General features: G+C 70.6%; 15 protein-coding genes and 1 pseudogene. 7 read left to right on the forward strand and 9 right to left on the reverse strand.

Annotated elements, in window-relative coordinates; translation table 11 throughout:
• The first annotated feature begins 45 nt into the window (after nt 1-45).
• The gene (locus D7W81_RS18175) at nt 46-2,136 is read left to right on the forward strand and encodes a thioredoxin domain-containing protein (RefSeq protein WP_120556659.1); all 2,091 of its coding nucleotides are present in this window, start codon (nt 46-48) and stop codon (nt 2,134-2,136) included.
• Between the two features lie 26 nt (nt 2,137-2,162).
• On the opposite strand, the gene D7W81_RS18180 is transcribed toward D7W81_RS18175, so the two are convergent.
• The 3 genes from D7W81_RS18180 to D7W81_RS18190 all read right to left on the reverse strand — a co-directional run bounded on the left by D7W81_RS18180 (nt 2,163) and on the right by D7W81_RS18190 (nt 5,231).
• On the reverse strand, nt 2,163-3,680 hold the full coding sequence (locus D7W81_RS18180) for a transglutaminase-like domain-containing protein (protein WP_244227271.1): 1,518 nt from the start codon (nt 3,678-3,680) through the stop codon (nt 2,163-2,165).
• Nucleotides 3,681-3,763: 83 nt separating this feature from the next.
• A complete protein-coding gene (locus D7W81_RS18185) occupies nt 3,764-4,240 on the reverse strand; it encodes a GNAT family N-acetyltransferase (RefSeq protein WP_120556661.1) in 477 nt (158 codons plus the stop codon).
• On the reverse strand, nt 4,131-5,231 hold the full coding sequence (locus tag D7W81_RS18190; RefSeq protein WP_120556662.1) for a D-alanine--D-alanine ligase family protein: 1,101 nt from the start codon (nt 5,229-5,231) through the stop codon (nt 4,131-4,133). Before D7W81_RS18190 ends, D7W81_RS18185 begins: the two co-directional genes overlap by 110 nt.
• Nucleotides 5,232-5,398: 167 nt before the next feature.
• On the opposite strand from D7W81_RS18190, the gene D7W81_RS18195 reads away from it, so the two are divergent.
• The gene (locus D7W81_RS18195; RefSeq protein ID WP_120556663.1) at nt 5,399-6,697 is read left to right on the forward strand and encodes an HD domain-containing protein; all 1,299 of its coding nucleotides are present in this window, start codon (nt 5,399-5,401) and stop codon (nt 6,695-6,697) included.
• A gap of 17 nt (nt 6,698-6,714) precedes the next feature.
• Nucleotides 6,715-8,241, forward strand: a complete 1,527-nt coding sequence (locus tag D7W81_RS18200) for an MBL fold metallo-hydrolase (protein ID WP_120556664.1) — start codon at nt 6,715-6,717, stop codon at nt 8,239-8,241.
• A gap of 16 nt (nt 8,242-8,257) precedes the next feature.
• Here D7W81_RS18200 and D7W81_RS18205 read toward each other — a convergent pair whose 3' ends face one another.
• From D7W81_RS18205 to D7W81_RS18225, 5 genes are all read right to left on the reverse strand, one after another.
• Nucleotides 8,258-8,995: a GlsB/YeaQ/YmgE family stress response membrane protein gene (locus tag D7W81_RS18205; RefSeq protein ID WP_244227272.1), complete on the reverse strand. Its 738-nt coding sequence runs from the start codon at nt 8,993-8,995 to the stop codon at nt 8,258-8,260.
• Between the two features lie 12 nt (nt 8,996-9,007).
• Nucleotides 9,008-10,888, reverse strand: a complete 1,881-nt coding sequence (locus D7W81_RS18210; RefSeq protein WP_120556665.1) for an FTR1 family protein — start codon at nt 10,886-10,888, stop codon at nt 9,008-9,010.
• 122 nt (nt 10,889-11,010) lie between these two features.
• On the reverse strand, nt 11,011-11,244 hold the full coding sequence (locus D7W81_RS18215; protein WP_120556666.1) for a hypothetical protein: 234 nt from the start codon (nt 11,242-11,244) through the stop codon (nt 11,011-11,013).
• Nucleotides 11,245-11,307: 63 nt separating this feature from the next.
• A complete protein-coding gene (locus tag D7W81_RS18220) occupies nt 11,308-11,796 on the reverse strand; it encodes a dihydrofolate reductase (RefSeq protein WP_120556667.1) in 489 nt (162 codons plus the stop codon).
• Nucleotides 11,793-12,587: a thymidylate synthase gene (locus D7W81_RS18225; protein WP_120556668.1), complete on the reverse strand. Its 795-nt coding sequence runs from the start codon at nt 12,585-12,587 to the stop codon at nt 11,793-11,795. The genes D7W81_RS18220 and D7W81_RS18225 overlap by 4 nt, the downstream gene beginning before the upstream one ends.
• Nucleotides 12,588-12,696: 109 nt before the next feature.
• Between D7W81_RS18225 and D7W81_RS18230 the strand changes: the two genes are divergently transcribed.
• The 4 genes from D7W81_RS18230 to D7W81_RS18245 are packed head-to-tail and all read left to right on the forward strand — an operon-like array spanning nt 12,697 to nt 16,098.
• Entirely contained in the window at nt 12,697-13,257 is a 561-nt protein-coding gene (locus D7W81_RS18230) for a cob(I)yrinic acid a,c-diamide adenosyltransferase (protein WP_120556669.1), read from the forward strand.
• A gap of 2 nt (nt 13,258-13,259) precedes the next feature.
• Nucleotides 13,260-14,285, forward strand: a complete 1,026-nt coding sequence (gene queG / locus D7W81_RS18235; RefSeq protein ID WP_120556670.1) for a tRNA epoxyqueuosine(34) reductase QueG — start codon at nt 13,260-13,262, stop codon at nt 14,283-14,285.
• The gene (locus D7W81_RS18240) at nt 14,258-15,205 is read left to right on the forward strand and encodes a DMT family transporter (RefSeq protein ID WP_120556671.1); all 948 of its coding nucleotides are present in this window, start codon (nt 14,258-14,260) and stop codon (nt 15,203-15,205) included. Before queG ends, D7W81_RS18240 begins: the two co-directional genes overlap by 28 nt.
• Before the next feature lie 41 nt (nt 15,206-15,246).
• Nucleotides 15,247-16,098, forward strand: coding sequence for an ATP-grasp domain-containing protein (locus D7W81_RS18245; RefSeq protein ID WP_120556675.1), 852 nt, complete (start codon nt 15,247-15,249; stop codon nt 16,096-16,098).
• Between the two features lie 79 nt (nt 16,099-16,177).
• On the opposite strand, the pseudogene D7W81_RS42385 reads toward D7W81_RS18245, so the two are convergent.
• Nucleotides 16,178-16,472: pseudogene (locus tag D7W81_RS42385) on the reverse strand (hypothetical protein); the annotation flags it as partial.

A 16,472-nucleotide genomic window follows, 5' to 3' on the forward strand; every position in this document is an offset into this window, starting at 1 on the left:
CACAATGTGAAGGGCCTCGAAGCCGCTGCGCACCGGGAGTACCCCATGGATGAACATCCCCCCTCTGGACACACCAACCGTCTGGCCCGGGAGCCGTCGCCGTACCTGCGCCAGCACGCCACGAATCCCGTGGACTGGTACCCCTGGGGGGACGAAGCCCTGGCCCGCGCCCGCGCGGAGAACAAGCCCATCCTGCTCTCCGTGGGCTACTCCGCGTGCCACTGGTGCCACGTCATGGCGCACGAGTCCTTCGAGGACGCGGACATCGCGCGCCTGATGAACGAGGGCTTCATCAACATCAAGGTCGACCGCGAGGAGCGCCCCGACCTTGACCAGATCTATCAAGGCGTCGTGCAGCTCATGGGGCAGGGCGGGGGCTGGCCCCTCACCGTGTTCCTCACCCCGGACCTGCGCCCCTTCTACGGCGGCACCTACTTCCCCCCGTCGGACCGCTACGGCCGCCCCGGCTTCCCGCGCCTGCTCTCCGCGCTGCGCGACGCGTGGGTGAACAAGGCCAGCGACATCGAGGAGCAGGCCCAGCGCTTCCAGGAGGGCCTGGGCGAGCTGTCCACGCACGGCCTGGATGCTCCGCCCGCGCACCTGTCCGCGGAGGACATCGTCGCCATGGGCCAGTCCATGTTGAAGCGGATGGACCCGGTGAACGGCGGCTTCGGCGGGGCCCCCAAGTTCCCCAACCCCATGAACGTGGCGCTGCTCCTGCGCGCATGGCGGCGCGGTGGCGGGGAGCCCCTGAAGGCGGCGGTGTTCCGCACGCTGGAGCGCATGGCGCTGGGCGGCATCTACGACCAGCTGGGCGGCGGCTTCCACCGCTACTCCGTGGACGAGCGCTGGCTGGTGCCCCACTTCGAGAAGATGCTCTACGACAACGCCCAGCTCCTGCACCTGTACTCGGAAGCAGAGCAGGTGGAGTCACGGCCGCTCTGGCGCAAGGTCGTGGAGGAGACCGTCGAGTACGTCCGCCGCGAGATGACCGACCCGGCCGGCGGCTTCTACGCCACGCAGGACGCGGACAGCGAGGGCGAGGAGGGGAAGTTCTTCGTCTGGCGCCCCGAGGAGGTCCGCGCGGCCCTGTCCGTGGGCCAGCAGGCGGATACCGTGCTGCGCCACTTCGGCATCAAGCCCGGCGGCAACTTCGAGCACGGCGCCACGGTGCTGGAGGTCGTCGTCCCCGTGGAGCAGCTCGCGAAGGAGCAGGGCCGTCCGGTGGAGGCGGTGGAGAAGGAGCTGGCGGAGGCGCGCCGCGTCCTCTTCCTCCTGCGCGAACAGCGCGTGAAGCCGGGCCGCGACGACAAGATTCTGGCGGGCTGGAACGGGCTGATGATCCGCGGGCTCGCGCTGGCGTCGCGCGTGTTCAACCGGCCGGACTGGGCGAAGCTCGCGGCGGACGCGGCGGACTTCGTGCTCGCGAAGATGTGGGACGGCAAGCGGCTGTTGCGCTCGTACCAGGACGGTCAGGGCCGCATCGACGGCTTCATGGAGGACTACGGCGACCTGGCCTCCGGGCTCACCGCGCTCTACCAGGCCACGTTCGACGCGAAGTACCTGGACGCGGCGGACGCGCTCGCGCACCGCGCGGTGGAGCTGTTCTGGGACGAGGAGAAGCAGGCGTACCTCTCCGCGCCCCGGGGACAGAAGGACCTGGTGGTGGCGACCTACTGCCTCTTCGACAACGCCTTCCCCGCTGGCGCGTCCACGCTCACCGAGGCGCAGGTGACGCTCTCCGCGCTCACGGGGGACGTGTGCCACCTGGACCACCCGGAGCACTACGTCGCCAAGCTGCATGATCAGCTGGTGCGCAACCCCATGGGCTATGGCCACCTGGGGCTCGCGGCGGACTCGCTGGTGGACGGTGCGTCCGGCGTCACCTTCTCGGGGACTCGCGAGGCCGTGGCGCCGCTGCTGGCTTCGGCCAACCGCACCTACGCGCCGGTGTTCTCCTTCGGCTGGAACGACACGGGCGCCGCACCGCCCGCGCGCCTCCAGGAGCTCTTCGAGGGACGCGACCCGGTGGAAGGGAAGGGCGCCGCGTACCTCTGCCGTGGCTTCGTCTGCGAGCGGCCCATCACCGAACCGGCCCTGCTCGCGGAGCGCCTGGTGGCGGCCCCGGGCCACTGAAACGCGGCCCGGGCAGCACGCGACGACTACTTCACGTCGGTGACCTGCAACGACCCGATGAGGGGCGTGATCTCCGCGTTGCCCTCGTAGCCCACGTAGAAGTGCGTGGCGTCCGCGACGGGCTGGTTGAAGGTGGGGTCCAGCTGGGTCCACTCGCCCACGTAGGCCTCCACCCATTCGTGCCAGTACAGCGCGGGCACGCCGTCGGAGTTCACCATGTAGATGACGCCGTCCACGCGGCGCGCGGGGATGCCGGACGCGCGCATCATCGCGACGGTGAGCAGTGAGTGCTCCGTGCAGTCGCCCTTCTTCTGGCGCAGCACGTCCGTGGCCCGGTCCGCGCTGGCGCCGTAGTCCTTCTGCAGGTTGCTGTACACCCACGCGGACAGCATCCGCGCCGCCGTGTACGCGTCCTTCTCTTCACGGATGATGCTCTTGGCCTGCGCCTTGATGGCCGGCGCGTCCGCCTCCACCGCGAGCGTGGACTTGAGGTTCTCCCCGTTGTCGGGGTCCGCCACCGGCCGGGGCTTGCGGCCCTTGGGCGCGGGAGGCGCCGCCAGCAGCGTCACCTCCACGCGGCCGTCCGGCAGCCGCTGGTACTTCTGCCGGTACGTGTCCTGCTGGAACTTCTCCGGCAGGTTCTTCATCACCAGCTTCACCTGGCCGGGCACTTCGCGCGCCTTCGCGGGCAGCGGCTTGGGCAGCACCACGCGCGTGAGGCCGAACACCTCCACCAGGTCCATGCGCTTCGCCACCGACTCGGACTCGGCCCGCGCCTGCATCGTCTGGCCGAAGTCCACCCGCACCATCTTGCCGTCCGACGTCAGGAAGGCCGCCACCGGCACCTTCTCCTTGTCCGACAGCGTGCTCACCCGCGACAGCTTCACCTTCACGCCGCCCAGCACCTGCTCCTCGGGAGCCTCCACCGTCGTGACGGTGCGGTAGCCCTCCAGGTCCGTGCCGTCCAGCGCCACGCCCTCCACCTTCTGCCCGCGAAGCAGCGCCACGCGCGCCTGATCCGCGTCCTCCACCGTCTCCTTGGGCAGGGGCATGGGCTTGAGCACTTCATCCGGCTGGCCCGGGCGCTTGCGCACCACGCGCATGCTGTCGCCCGTCACGGTGCCCACCAATTCGTTGTCCCCGCCGTCGCCCTTCTGCGTGACGGTGAAGGACAGCAGCTTGCCGCCCGGCTTCGCTTCGTAGACGCGCACCTCGCGGTGCACGCGCTCCGACACGCGCGTGCCCACCTGCGCCTTGAAGATGAGCTCGTTGATGCTCTGCGCCTTGTTGCCCGGCAGCGCGGTCAGGTCGGTGAAGAACCAACCCACTTTCTTGTCCATCAGGTACAGGCCGAAGTACTCGCCGCCCTTGGGGCGCGGGGCCTTCAGCACGTCGGAGAGCTCCTGGGCCTGGGGGGCCTGGGCCTTGGCCGCCGCGGCCTTCGCCTGGTTCTTCAGCGCGGCGGGCGCCTGGGCCCAGGCGGGGGAGGGTGCCCCCGACAGCAGGGCGAGCAGGCTCAACAATCCCAGACGGGTGCGTCGCATCGGTCGGTTCGTGGAAAGCATCTGCCCCCTCCTGACGGGGACCCGGGCGGCGTCTTCACGCCCAGGGGTTTGAACAGCGGGGACTACAGGCGCTTGGTCAGGATGATGAGGTCATCACCCTGCTTGTAGAAGTCCCGCAGGCGCGCCTCTTCCCCGTACTTCATGGACGCGTAGAAGCCGCGCGTGGGGCCGTAGGCCTCCGTGGCGCTCGTCTCCACGCGGATGAGCCGCGCCTTGCGGCGGCGCAGGTCGCCCTCCATGGAGGACACCAACTGCGCGCCAATGCCCTGGCCCCGCACTTCCGGCGCGGAGGCAATCCAGTACAGGTCGAACGCGTGCTCCGTCATCGGCGTGGGGCCATAGCAGCAGTAGCCCACCAGCCCGCCGCCGTCCTGCCCGCGGTCCGCCACGAGGATGGAGTAGTCCCGGTTGCCGGCCGTGAGCGCGGTGTCAACCAGCTCGATGGCGCAGTCCTGCTCCTCCTGCGAGAAGGTTTCGATTCGCCGGATCAGCGCGGCGAGCGGCTCCCGGTCCTTTCTTTCGAGTGTGCGGATTTCCATGGGCTCTTTCGAGAGCGACCTCCACGAGTCGGGAGGCCAGGGTCGCGTAGTCCATGCCGGCGGCCTGCGCCGCCTTCGCGTACCCCGCGCCCGGGTGCAGGTCGCAGTTGGGGTTGATGTCGATGACGTACGGCACACCCTCGGGCGACACCCGAAGGTCCACGCGTCCATAGTCCTGGCAGTCCAGCGCTGCAAATGCTTCCAGCGCCGTCTGGATGCAACGCGCTTCCTGCACTGCGTCGAGCCGGCAGGGCCCCGTGGGCGAGTCCCGGTACTCCGGTGACTCCGCCTCCCACTTGGCCCGGTACGACACGATGTTCGGCCGGTTTTCAAACGCACGGCCGAAGTGGATCTCCGTGAGCGGCAGCGCCTGACGCGGGCTGTTGCCCAACAGCGGCACGTACACCTCGCGCCCCGGGATGAACTGCTCCACCAGCGCGGGCTGGTGGAAGGTGCGCAGCACGGACTCGCATGCCCGCACGAGCGCCGAGCGCTCCGTCACCACGGAGTCGAAGTCCATGCCCACGCTGGCGTCCTCGCGCGCGGGCTTCACGATGAGCGGCCACGGCAGGTCCACCGCCAGCGCGTCCTCGCGCTTCTTCACCAGGAAGGACGCGGGCGTGGAGACGCCGTGGGCACGCAGGATGTCCTTGGCCTTGGCCTTGTGCAGCGCCAGCCCCAGCGACAGGGCGGACGAGCCGGTGTACGGCAGGCCCAGCGCGTCCAGGAGGCAGGGGACGGCCATCTCCCCGCGGCTGTCGGCGGCCAGCGACTCGCAGAGGTTCACCACGAGGTCGGGCTGGAGGAAGCGCAGGGCCTCCATGAAGTCCAGCTTGTCCCCTTCGATGGCGAGCGGCTCCGCGTTCACGCCATCTCGGCTGAGCGCATGGGCCAGGCTCTCGGCCACCCGGACCACGTCCTCGCGGGCTTCGCGCCCGGGGTCGTCCTCGAGGAGGTCGTGGTCACGATTGTGCAGCAGGATGATGTGCATTCGGAGTGACCCGAGGGTTAGCACGTCCCCAGGGACCTTCCCAGCCTGTGACATGGTGGCCGGTCGGTCCCTCACAGGGCTACCGCCTGCCAGGGTATGCGCTACGGTGGGTGACCTGTAGGAGCGGCAACCGGCCACTTCCCGCTTCACGGCCTTTCAAGAACGACATGCGGATTCGCGACCCCATCCACGGCGTCATCCCGGTGAGCGACCCGGAGAAGGCCGTCATCGACAGCCGCTTCTACCAGCGCCTGCGCTACGTGCGGCAGCTGGGCTTCGGAGACCTGGCCTTCCCCGGCGCCACCCACACCCGGCATGCCCACAGCCTGGGCGCCATGTACGTCGCCTCGCGCGTCTTCAACGCCGTGGCCAGCCGGTCCGACCTGCCGGACGATGTGCGTGAACATTTCTGCACCGCCGTGCGCCTGGCGGTGCTCTGCCACGACCTGGGGCACATGCCCTTCTCCCACGCGTCCGAGCGCATCGCGCCCCGGCGGTCGCTGCTGCGGCTGCCCGGCTGGTTGGACTCCGTGGCGGAAGGGGAGCAGGCGACCCACGAGGACTACACGGCGAAGCTGCTCCTGGACAGCTCGCTGACGGACATCATCCATCGCGAGTTCGGCTCGCGAGGCATCACCCCCATGGCGGCGGTGGCGCTCATCACCGGCGCGAAGCCGCCCAAGGACCCGGGCTTCACCCACAAGGGCGTGGACTGGACGCCGCTCTTGCGCGCCATCGTCTCCGGCGAGCTGGACGCGGACCGGATGGACTACCTGCTGCGCGACTCGTTCTACACGGGCGTGAACTACGGCCGGTACGACATGGATTGGATCGTCTCCAACCTGAACCCGGCGGTGAAGGACGGCAGGGCGGTGCTGGCCCTGTCGCGCGCGGCGGCGTTCGCGTTCGAGGACTTCCTGCTCAGCCGCTACCACATGTTCGTGTCGGTGTACCTGCACCACACGTCGGTGAACTTCGACCACATGCTCCGGCGGTACTACGAGGAGACGCCCGGCGAGTTCGAGATCCCCCACGACCCGGAGGCCTTCCTCCTCTGCGACGACGCGGCGCTCTGGTACACGCTGCGCCGGTCGAAGAACCGGTGGGCGGAGCGCATCAGCCGCCGGCAGGGCTTCAAGCTGCTGGCGCAGTTCACGGAGCGCGACACGGGCTACGACCTGGAGGTGCTGAACAGCGCGCTCACCAGCGGCGGCTTCGAGCACTACACCGTGCAGTCCAAGGGGGCGCTCAGCAAGTACGTGGGGTCCTCCGCCACCGGGGGGAGCCCGGGGTTGTTCATCCTGGACGTGTCCACGGGGCGGCTGACGGAGGTGGCGCGCTACACGCCGCTCTACCAGCGCTACAGTGGCGCGGTGCGACTGACGCGGCTCTACGTCCGGCCGGACCAGGCGGAGCGGGCGCGCGAGATGATGGGCCGGATGCTCGGCCAGACGACGGAACCCTGAAGGACGACGGTGCAACCATGAGCGAGCCTCTTCCCGGCATGGGCCTCTTCGGGCCCCACACCCCCGTGGAGCCCCGGCCCTCCTCGGTGGTCATCCTCTACCGGCGCATGCACGCCGGCGTGGAGGTGTTCTGGGTGAAGCGCGAGCGCGCGCTCGCCTTCGCGGGCGGCTTCTATGCCTTCCCCGGCGGCAAGCTGGACCCCGACGACCACGACGTGCCCGTCCAGGGCGCCCAGGGCGAGGAGGCCGCGCTGCGCTCCGCGGCGGCGCGCGAGCTGTTCGAGGAGGCAGGCGTGCTGGTGGCGGAGGGCGCACGCGCGCTGTCGCCGCAGACGCTGGAGGAGGGACGAACAGCGCTGCTCGCGGGCACGGTGAAGTGGAGCGAGTGGCTGGTGCGCCACACGCTGTCCCTGCGCGCGGAGGACCTCAAGCCCGCGGGACGGTGGGTGACGCCGCCGGCCATCCCGGTGCGCTTCGACACGCGCTTCTACCTGGTGGAGCTGCCGGAGGGCGCGGCGGCGAGCATCATCCCGGGCGAGCTGACGGAAGGCGCGTGGATCCGTCCGGAGCACGGGCTGTCGCGCTGGAGTGACGGCACGGCGTTGCTGCATCCGCCCGCGCAGCACGCGTTGCAGGTGCTGTCGGAGTTCACGGACGAAGCGGACGCGCGCGCGAAGCTGTGCACGCCGCCGTACTGCCCGGGCTACGTGGCCCAGCGCATCGAGTTCCAGCGCGGCGTCCGGGTGGTGGCGCTGGAGACGCCCACGCTGCCCCCGGCGACGCACACGAACGCGTACGTGCTGGGCACGGGCGACCTGCTCATCGTGGACCCGGGTTCGTCGGACGTGAAGCAGTACGCGAAGCTCTTGTCGCTCGTGGCGGGCCTGAAGGCGGAAGGGGCGCGGCCGGTGGCGGTGGTGCTCACCCACCACCACGGCGACCACGTGGGCGGGGCGCTGGCGGTGAAGGAGCGGCTGGGCATTCCGCTCTGGTGCCACGCGCGCACGGCGGACCGGCTGGACTTCCCGGTGGAGCGGCTGCTGGAGGACGGCGAGGTGCTGAACCTGGACGGGCCGATGGTCCAGCGCTGGCACGTGCTGCACACGCCAGGGCACGCGCGCGGGCACCTGTGCCTCGTGGACTCGCGCAGCAAGTCCGCCATCGTGGGCGACATGGTGGCGAGCGTGGGCTCCATCGTCATCGACCCGCCGGAGGGCAACATGGTGGACTACCTCGCGCAGCTGAAGCGGCTGCGTGACTGGCCCGTCACCACGCTGTACCCCGCGCACGGCTCACCGGTGCCGGACGGCCCGGGCAAGCTGAACGAGTACCTGCGCCACCGCGCCCAGCGCGAGGCCCTCATCCTGGAGGCGGTGCCCCAGACGGGCGCGACGCTGGCGGAGGTGGTGGCCACGGCCTACGCGGACACGCCGCCCCTGCTGCACCCGGTGGCGGAGCGCAGCGCCCTGGCGTCACTGGAGAAGCTGGTGGCGGAAGGACGCGTGCGCGAGGAGTCCTTCACCTGGTTCCGCGTGGGGGCGTGAGCCCCGGCGAGGGCGCCTAGAAGCTGCCCATGAGGCCCAGGTGCGGGCCCTTGGCGCTGTAGGTGGCCACGGGCATCAGCCGCACGGACGGGGCAGGGGCCTGCTGCTGCTCGGCCTCCAGGCGCAGCACCTTGCCGTAGGACAATTCGAAGCCCGCGCTCGCGCCCACCACCGGCAGGATGAAGAGGGCGGCGTTGACGGCGGGGGGCGCGTCGGTGCCTCCGCTGTTCACCAGCGTGAGCGCCAGGAACGTCGCGCCCCAGCCCACCATGCTCCCGGCCACCGTGGGGCCCAGCCGGCCGCGCCCGCCCATGAACCGGCCACCCGCGTACGTGCCCACCGGGATGCCGATGATGCCTCCCGCCGCGGCGCCCGCGACGGCCATCACCAGGCACTCGTCACAGCCCACCGTGGCGGACCCCAGCAGGTACCCCACCGAGCCCAGAATCGTCGCGCCCACGACGCCACCCGCCGCGCCGCCCAGCACCTCCACCGCCACGCGCGGCACCGGGTCCTTCGCGGGCGCGGCCTTCACGGACGGCAGCGCTTCCGGCGTGACGGAGGTGCGCGTGGGAACCTCCTCCGGTGGGACGTCCGGAGGCGGAGGCACGTCCGGGTCCGGCGCGCCCACCAGCGGTGGCGGCGTGAGGCTCCCGGCGGGAGCCTGGGCCGGCTCGGGGGGGGCCTCCTGGGCGAAGGCCAGGCCCGGCACGAGCAGCAGGACGAGCAGTGGGTTCAGACGCGAGCGCTTCACCAGGACCCGAGGCTACCGCAAGGGCGGCGTCTGCGTCGCGCCGTCACCGGAGGCCGGCGTCTCCTCGCGGGGGCGGCGGCGCAGGGCCCGGTACAGCAGCGGCGCCATGGCCAGCAGTGCCTGCGGCACCAACGACAGCGCGTCCGGATAGATGCCCAGCATGTCCACGTAGAAGAAGCGCACCGGCACCAGCGGCAGCGCGCCCACCTCCTGCAGCGAGTGGAGGCCCTTGCCCAGCAGCATCACCGCCGTCACCACCATCACCACGGTGGAGACGGTGAAGAGCGTCTTCATGGGCAGCCGGTAGCCCATGCGGTTGACGAAGAGCACCAGCAGCGCCAGCGCCAGGACGCCCGCCACCACGCCCCAGGCCACGCCCGCCGCGGAGTCCACCGCCAGACCCTGGAGGAAGATGGCCGTCTCGAAGCTCTCGCGCAGCACGGACGTGAACGCGATGACGAACAGGCCCACCGTGCTGCCCCGGCCCAGCGCGCCCTGCATCTTCTGGCGCAGCTCGCCCATGAAGTGGCTCACGTTGGCGCGCGCGTTGAGCCACAGCGCCGCGTACAGCAGCATCGCCACGGCGACGAGCGCGGTGACGCCCTCCAGCCACTCGCGCTGCGCCCCGGCCAGCAGCTTGCGGCCGATGATGTACGCGAGCGCGCCCGCGATGAGTGCGGACACCCAGCCCGCGTGCACCACGCGCACCTGGTCCATGGCCTTCATCTTCTTCAGCGCGGCCAGCAGCGCCGTGACGATGATGGTCGCCTCGAAGCCCTCGCGCAGCAGGATGAGCAGCGTGAGCCACGCCACGGACAGCACGTCCGTGGTGCTGCCGGTCGTCTTTCGCGCCTGGTCCAGCAGCGACAACAGCTCGCGCCCTTCATCCTGAAGATGCGGGCTCTTGCGCTCGGCGGCGAGCCGCGCCTGGAGGAACGCCTCCTCCAGCTTCTGCGTGAGCTGCGGGTCGCGCCCGCGCAGCTTGGGCTCCACCGGCTCCAGGCCGTTTAAGTACGCGTCCAGCAGCGCCACCTTCGCCGCCGCGTAGTCGCCGTTCGCGCCCAGCTTCAGCGCGTCGCTCACCGCCGCGCGCGCGTTGAGCAGCACCTTCTCCTCGTCCGCGTCCGGCATGTTCCGGCGCAGGCACGCCACCTTGTCCGCGCCGAACGCCTTCGCCAGCTCCGCGTCCGTGGACGTGGCCAGCCGCTCCAGTGACGCGTTGGGCGGCTCGCCGGCGCACGGCGGCTGGCGCAGCGTGAAGACGAAGAAGGCCAGCGACCAGCGCTCGTCCTCGGTGAGCGTGGGGTAGGCGGGCATCGCGGTGCCGGGCACGCCGAAGCTGGTGGTGTTGAACGCCTTGTACGGCGTCAGGCCGTCCTCCATCAGCTCCGGGTCGTGGAAGTTCGCGGGCTGCGGCTCCATGGTGGCCGCGATGGACACGTCCGCCTTGCCCTCCGCGCCATGGCACGCCGTGCAGTTGGCCTGGAACAGCTTCTTGCCGTGCTCCAGGTCCGGCGCCACGCGAGGGCTGCGCGCCAGGCCGCCCGCCAGCACCAGGTTCTCCACCAACTCCCCGCAGTCGCGGCTCACGCCCTCCGGGTCCTTCGCCTCGTTGACGCGCGCCTGGATGGCCTCCACGCGGGGCACGAACGTGGCCGCCGCCGGGCCCAGCTCCTTCGCCGCCGCCAGCGCCTCCGCCGCGAAGCTCTTCTGCTCCGTCAGCTCGAACTCCGACTGCGTCGACACCGCCGCCGGGTAGTCCGCCTGGAGGTATTGGAGGATGCCCACCAGACGGTGCCAGGTGCGCCCCTCGTCGGACGCCGGCGCTTGGGCCCGGGCGGAAGAGGACAGCGCGAGCAGCAGGCACAACGTGAGGGCGGCGGCGTGTTTCACGGCCGTCTTCTACCAACCACCCCCCGGGCGTTCAATTCTGCGAATCAAGATCAACTTACCGCACCCCCTTCGCGGGGAAGGGGGGCGGAGCGGTCAACACTCCGGGTGTTCCCGGGGATGACTCAGGGCAGCTCGACGCCGCAGTACTGCGGGAACGTCCTGCACGGATAGCAGGGGCCGCCCGGGCCGTAGTAGCAGACCTCTCCCGCGGGACAGACGCCGCTCTCCGGGCACTGCCGCAGCTCCTGCTCCTGGGTGCCCGGCTGCGCGCCCGTGCCTTCGTCGATGGGCCCGCCACAGGCCGCGAGGCCCAGCACCGCGAACAGCCCCAGCCCACGAATCAGATGACGACGCATGCACGCTCCTTCAGTGAAAGGAGCCTGCAAGGTAGGTCATCCGGCAATGCCCAGAAATAGGGGCTAACCCTGACGCTCGTACGTGAGGAAAGCGAAGGGCAGGTCCCCCTCCGGGTGCCGTTCCTCCTCCACCTGCCTCCATCCGGACAGGTCCACGGGCGGGAAGAGCGTGTCGCCGGGGAAGTCCCGCTCGATGCGGGTGAGGTAGAGCCGGTGCCACCGGGCCTGTGTCTGGGCGTAGAGGTCCGCGCCGCCCGCGATGAAGACCTCGCTGTCGCCCTGTGCCCCCTCCAGGGCCTCTTCCACGGTGTGCGCCACACGGACGCCCTCGGGGGCGGCCCAGTCGCGCTGGCGGGTGAGGACCACGGTGGTGCGGCCGGGTAGGGGACGTCCGATGGAGTCGTACGTCTTGCGGCCCATGACGAGGGTGTGGCCCAGCGTCAGGCGCTTGAAGCGGGCCAGGTCCGGCGGCAGGCGCCAGGGCAGGGTGTTGCCCTGGCCGATGACGCGGTTCGCCGCCATGGCGACGATGGCGGACACGCGCGGGCTCATACGGCCACGGGCGCCTTGATGGCGGGGTGCGGGTCGTAGCCCTCCAGCGTGAAGTCCTCGTAGCGGAAGGCGAACAGGTCCTTCACGTCCGGGTTGAGGCGCATGCGGGGCAGGGGACGCGGCTCGCGCTTCAGCTGCTCCTCTGCCTGCTCCACGTGGTTCAGGTACAGGTGCGCGTCACCAAGAGTGTGGATGAACTCGTGCGCGGTGAGGCCCGTGGCCTGCGCCACCATCATCGTCAGCAGCGAGTACGACGCGATGTTGAAGGGCAGCCCCAGGAAGATGTCCGCGCTGCGCTGGTAGAGCTGGCAGGAGAGCTTCCCGTCGGCCACGTAGAACTGGAACATCACGTGGCAGGGGGGCAGCTTCATGGACGGCACGTCCGCCACGTTCCACGCGCTCACCAGGTGCCGGCGCGAGTCCGGGTTCTTCTTCAGCCCGTCCACCAGTTGCTTCATCTGGTCCACGTGGCCACCGTCCGGCGTGTTCCACGAACGCCACTGGTGGCCGTAGACGGGGCCCAGGCTGCCGTCCGCGTTGGCCCACTCGTCCCAGATGGTGACGCCCACCTCCTGGAGCGAGCGCACGTTGGAGTCACCCCGGAGCATCCACAGGAGCTCGTGGATGATGGACTTGAGGTGAAGCTTCTTCGTCGTCACCAGGGGAAAACCCTGGGTGAGGTCGAAGCGGAGCTGGTGGCCGAAGAGGCTCAGCGTCCCCGTGCCGGTCCGGTCGCCCTTCTTCGTCCCCTGTTTCAGGACGTGCTCCATCAGACTCAGGTATGGCCGCATGCCCTTTTTTGTAGGTTCGCCGGGCGGCCTGGGCAAACTTCCGATTTCCGAACGACACCGATTGTTCGCTGGCGGGCGTCGCACCCCTCGCACCGCTAAAGAGACTGACATGAAGATCTACACGAAGACCGGCGATGCGGGAGAGACGGGCCTCTTCGGCGGCGGCCGCGTGGCGAAGGATGACGCGCTGGTGGACGCCTACGGCGAGGTGGACGAGCTCAACGCCACGCTGGGCCTCGCGCGCACCTTCCCGATGCCGGCGGACCTGGAGCACTTCCTCCAGCGCATCCAGGACCAGCTCTTCACGGTGGGCGCGGTGCTGGCCACGCCACCGCACACCAAGGCGGCGGCCCACATCCCGGAGCTGCGCCCGGAGTGGGTGGAGGAGATGGAGCGCCACATCGACCGCTACGAGGAGGAGCTGCCGAAGATGACGCACTTCATCCTCCCGGGCGGCGCGCCCGCGGCCGCGGCGCTGCACCTGTCGCGCACGGTGTGCCGCCGCGCCGAGCGCCGGGTCGTGACGCTCCTGCGCGAGGACAAGGCCCCGCCCGCGGTGGCCATGTACCTGAACCGCCTGTCGGACCTGCTCTTCGTGGTGGCCCGGCTGGTGAACTTCCGCGCCGGCCTGCCGGACGTGAAGTGGATCCCCGAGAAGCCGACGAAGTAGCCGTGTACGGAACGCAACTGCCCACTGCCCGCTTGAGGCAGCTCGCCCAGGACGTGGGCTTCGACCTCATCGGCTTCGCGCGCGCGGAGCCCATCCCGCCGTCGTCGCTGATGTCGTGGCTGGAGGCCGGCTACGACGCGGACATGGACTGGATGGGGTCGCGCGCGGAGGAGCGGCTCGACGTGTCGGTGCTCCTGCCGGGCGCGCGCACGGTGCTGTCGTTCGCGAACAACTACTACCGGGATGACGCGCCGTCGCAGGGCTCGCCCATCGCGAGGTACGCGCGAGGCCGTGACTACCACTCCACGCTGCGCGACCGGATGAAGGCGTTCCGCAAGACGATCAACGCCTGGTACCCCGGCCTGGGCACCTACGGCGGCGTGGACAGCGGCCCCATGATGGAGAAGGTGTGGGCCGCGCGCGGGGGCCTGGGCTACGTGGGCAAGAACGGCTGTCTCATCACGGAGTCGCACGGCTCCTGGGTGCTCCTGGCCACGCTCATCCTGGACGCGGAGGTGGACGCGTATCCGGAGGGGCCGGTGGCGGACCGCTGCGGTTCCTGCCGGCGGTGTCTCATGGCGTGTCCCACGGGCGCGCTGGTGGGGAACCGGCAGGTGGATGCGCGGGCGTGCCTGTCGTACCAGACCATCGAGAACCGCGACCGCGACGTGCCCGAGGCGTTCCGCTTCAAGCTCGACAACCTCATCTTCGGTTGCGACATCTGCCAGCAGGTGTGTCCGCTGAACCGGAAGCCGGTGTTCGCGGAGGACGAGCGCTTCGTGCCCCGCGCGGTGGCGTCGCTGGGCACGCTGGAGCTGGCGGCGCTGACACCCGAGCAATACAAGGAACTCATCCCAGGCACGGCGCTGGCGCGCGCGCGGTACGACGGTTTGAGGCGCAACGCTGTCTATGCACTGGGGGTCGCACGGCAGGCGCACGCCCGGCCGCTGCTCGAAAAACTCAGCGGTGACGGCAGTGAGCTGGTACGCAGCGCCGCACGATGGGCGCTTCTGCAACTGGAGCCGTGACGCCGCCTGCCGCGACGCCGCTCGGGCGGGTGTACGCGGCGCTGGCGTTGCAGGTGCTGATCAGCGCGGGCACGTACCTGGCCGCCAAGCGGGCGATGACGGAGCTGTCGCCGTTCACGGTGGTGCTGTGGCGCTTCCTCGTCTGCGGCGCCGCGTTCGTGACGCTGCTGGCGCTGACGCCGGGGCGCAAGCTGCCGCCGCGCCATGCGTGGCCGCGCGTGGTGCTGCTGGGGCTGATGGGCGGGCCGGTGAACCAGACGCTGTTCTTCTCCGGCCTGTCGCGCTCCACGGCGGCGCACGCGGCGCTGTTCTACGCGCTGACGCCGCTGGGCGTGTACATCGCCAGCCTGGTGCTGGGCCGGGAGCGGGCGTCCACGCGGACGACGGCGGGCATCCTCACGGCGCTGGTGGGCGTGGTGGTGCTGCTGCTGGGCCGGGGCTTGGCGAGCGCGAGGGGCACCCTGGAGGGAGACCTGCTCATCCTCGCGGCGGTGGTGGCATGGGTGGTCTACACGACGGAAGGCAAGCCCCTGGCCTCCGAGCATGGACCGCTGCGCGCGACGGCGTGGACGATGACGGTCGCCACGGTGTTGCAGCTGCCGCTCGTTCCGTTCGTGCTGGAGCCCGCGGCGGTGTGGGCCTCCAGCGCCGCGGCGAAGGCCTCCATCGTGTACGTGGGGCTGATGACGTCGGTGGTGGCGTACCTGCTCTGGTCCTACGCGCTGTCGAAGGTGCCCGCCTCTCGCGTGGCCATCTTCTCCAACCTTCAGCCGGCGGTGACGGCGCTGGTGGCGTGGCTCTTCCTGGATGAAGCGCTGCACTGGGAGCTGGCGCTGGGCGGCGCGCTGGTGCTCGTGGGCGTGCGCCTGACGCAGGGCGCGCCGGTGAAGGCCGCGCCCGTGGTGGTGCGCGCGGGCTGAAGGCGTTGACCCGTGAAGGCGGCGGTCGCACGCTGGCGCCCATGCTGCGTCCTGGAGAGGATCTGCTGAAGGTCGAGGACCGCCTGTGGCTGCTCACCGCGGCGACGGGGAAGGGCGTCTACGACTTCGCGTTTGATCGGTTCTTCGCTTGCCGGCGGCCCCATGTGCTGCCTGACGCGCCCATCGAAGCCGTCGCGCGCGCGGGAGCGTGGCCCGACTACGCGGAGCGCTACCGCGAGCTGGAGGCGCAGGGTGTGCGGCTGGTGCATTCGCCGGAGCAGCACCTGCTCGCGACGGAGCTGCCGCACTGGTATCCGCTGCTGGAGGACCTGACGCCTCGCAGCGTCTGGTTCGACACGCCGCCAGATGCGCGCACGGTGGAGGAACGGCTGGGCTGGCCGGTGTTCCTCAAGGGCGCGCGGCAGACGAGCCGCCATCGCAGGTCCCTCTCCATCATCGAGGGGCCGGACGCCTTCCGGCAGGCGATGGAGGCCTACGCGCGGGACGACATCCTGCACTGGCAACAGGTGGTGTGCCGCGAGCTGCGGCCCCTGCGGCGCGTGGGCGACGCGCAAGGCGCGGACGCACTGCCCCGCTCGTTCGAGTTCCGCACCTTCTGGTGGAGGCAGCAGCTGGTGGGCTTCGGGCCCTACTGGTGGCAGGGGACGCCGTACGCGCTGACGCCCCAGGAGGAGCAGGCCGCGCTCGCGCTCGCGGGAGAGGCGGCGCGCCGGGTGGCGCTGCCGTTCCTCGTCGTCGACGTGGCCCAGGAGGTGTCTGGCCGGTGGATCGTCATCGAGTGCAACGACGGCCAGGAGAGCGGCTACGTCGGCGTGTCGCCCTTCACGCTCTGGCAGCGGGTCCTGGACCTGGAGCGGGAGCGGGAGGGCTGAGCGCGCGCATGACAGAAGAAAGCCCTCCGAAGGCAGGCGGCCTCGCGGAGGGCTTCGGGCTGCGCACGGGACAGACGGCTCAGTCGCCGTTGGGGTCCCACTCGGAGATGTCCTTCTTGACGGGCTCCGGCGGGACGGTGGGGCGCAGCGGCTCCGCGGGACGGGGCGGCGGCTCCTTCTTCGCCACCGGCGGCGGGGGCGGCGTCAGCAGCTCCTCGTCGTCCGACCGGCTCGGCCGCGCGGGCTCGGCGACCACCGGCTTCGGCTCGGGCTTCCTCGGCGGCGGCTCCACGCGCGGCGGCGGCTCCGCGAAGGCCTCGATGTCGGGCTCCTCGGACCGCTGGGGCTCCGGGGCGGGCGCCACGGCGGGGGAG

Origin of the sequence: Corallococcus aberystwythensis, assembly GCF_003612165.1 — a bacterium.
Taxonomy (GTDB): domain Bacteria; phylum Myxococcota; class Myxococcia; order Myxococcales; family Myxococcaceae; genus Corallococcus; species Corallococcus aberystwythensis.

Coding starts and splice junctions, on each gene's coding strand:
- D7W81_RS18175 (WP_120556659.1), top strand. CDS start 46: ATGGATGAACATCCCCCCTCTGGACACACCAACCGTCTGGCCCGGGAG.
- D7W81_RS18180 (WP_244227271.1), bottom strand. CDS start 3,680: ATGCGACGCACCCGTCTGGGATTGTTGAGCCTGCTCGCCCTGCTGTCG.
- D7W81_RS18185 (WP_120556661.1), bottom strand. CDS start 4,240: ATGGAAATCCGCACACTCGAAAGAAAGGACCGGGAGCCGCTCGCCGCG.
- D7W81_RS18190 (WP_120556662.1), bottom strand. CDS start 5,231: ATGCACATCATCCTGCTGCACAATCGTGACCACGACCTCCTCGAGGAC.
- D7W81_RS18195 (WP_120556663.1), top strand. CDS start 5,399: ATGCGGATTCGCGACCCCATCCACGGCGTCATCCCGGTGAGCGACCCG.
- D7W81_RS18200 (WP_120556664.1), top strand. CDS start 6,715: ATGAGCGAGCCTCTTCCCGGCATGGGCCTCTTCGGGCCCCACACCCCC.
- D7W81_RS18215 (WP_120556666.1), bottom strand. CDS start 11,244: ATGCGTCGTCATCTGATTCGTGGGCTGGGGCTGTTCGCGGTGCTGGGC.
- D7W81_RS18220 (WP_120556667.1), bottom strand. CDS start 11,796: ATGAGCCCGCGCGTGTCCGCCATCGTCGCCATGGCGGCGAACCGCGTC.
- D7W81_RS18225 (WP_120556668.1), bottom strand. CDS start 12,587: ATGCGGCCATACCTGAGTCTGATGGAGCACGTCCTGAAACAGGGGACG.
- D7W81_RS18230 (WP_120556669.1), top strand. CDS start 12,697: ATGAAGATCTACACGAAGACCGGCGATGCGGGAGAGACGGGCCTCTTC.
- D7W81_RS18240 (WP_120556671.1), top strand. CDS start 14,258: ATGGGCGCTTCTGCAACTGGAGCCGTGACGCCGCCTGCCGCGACGCCG.
- D7W81_RS18245 (WP_120556675.1), top strand. CDS start 15,247: ATGCTGCGTCCTGGAGAGGATCTGCTGAAGGTCGAGGACCGCCTGTGG.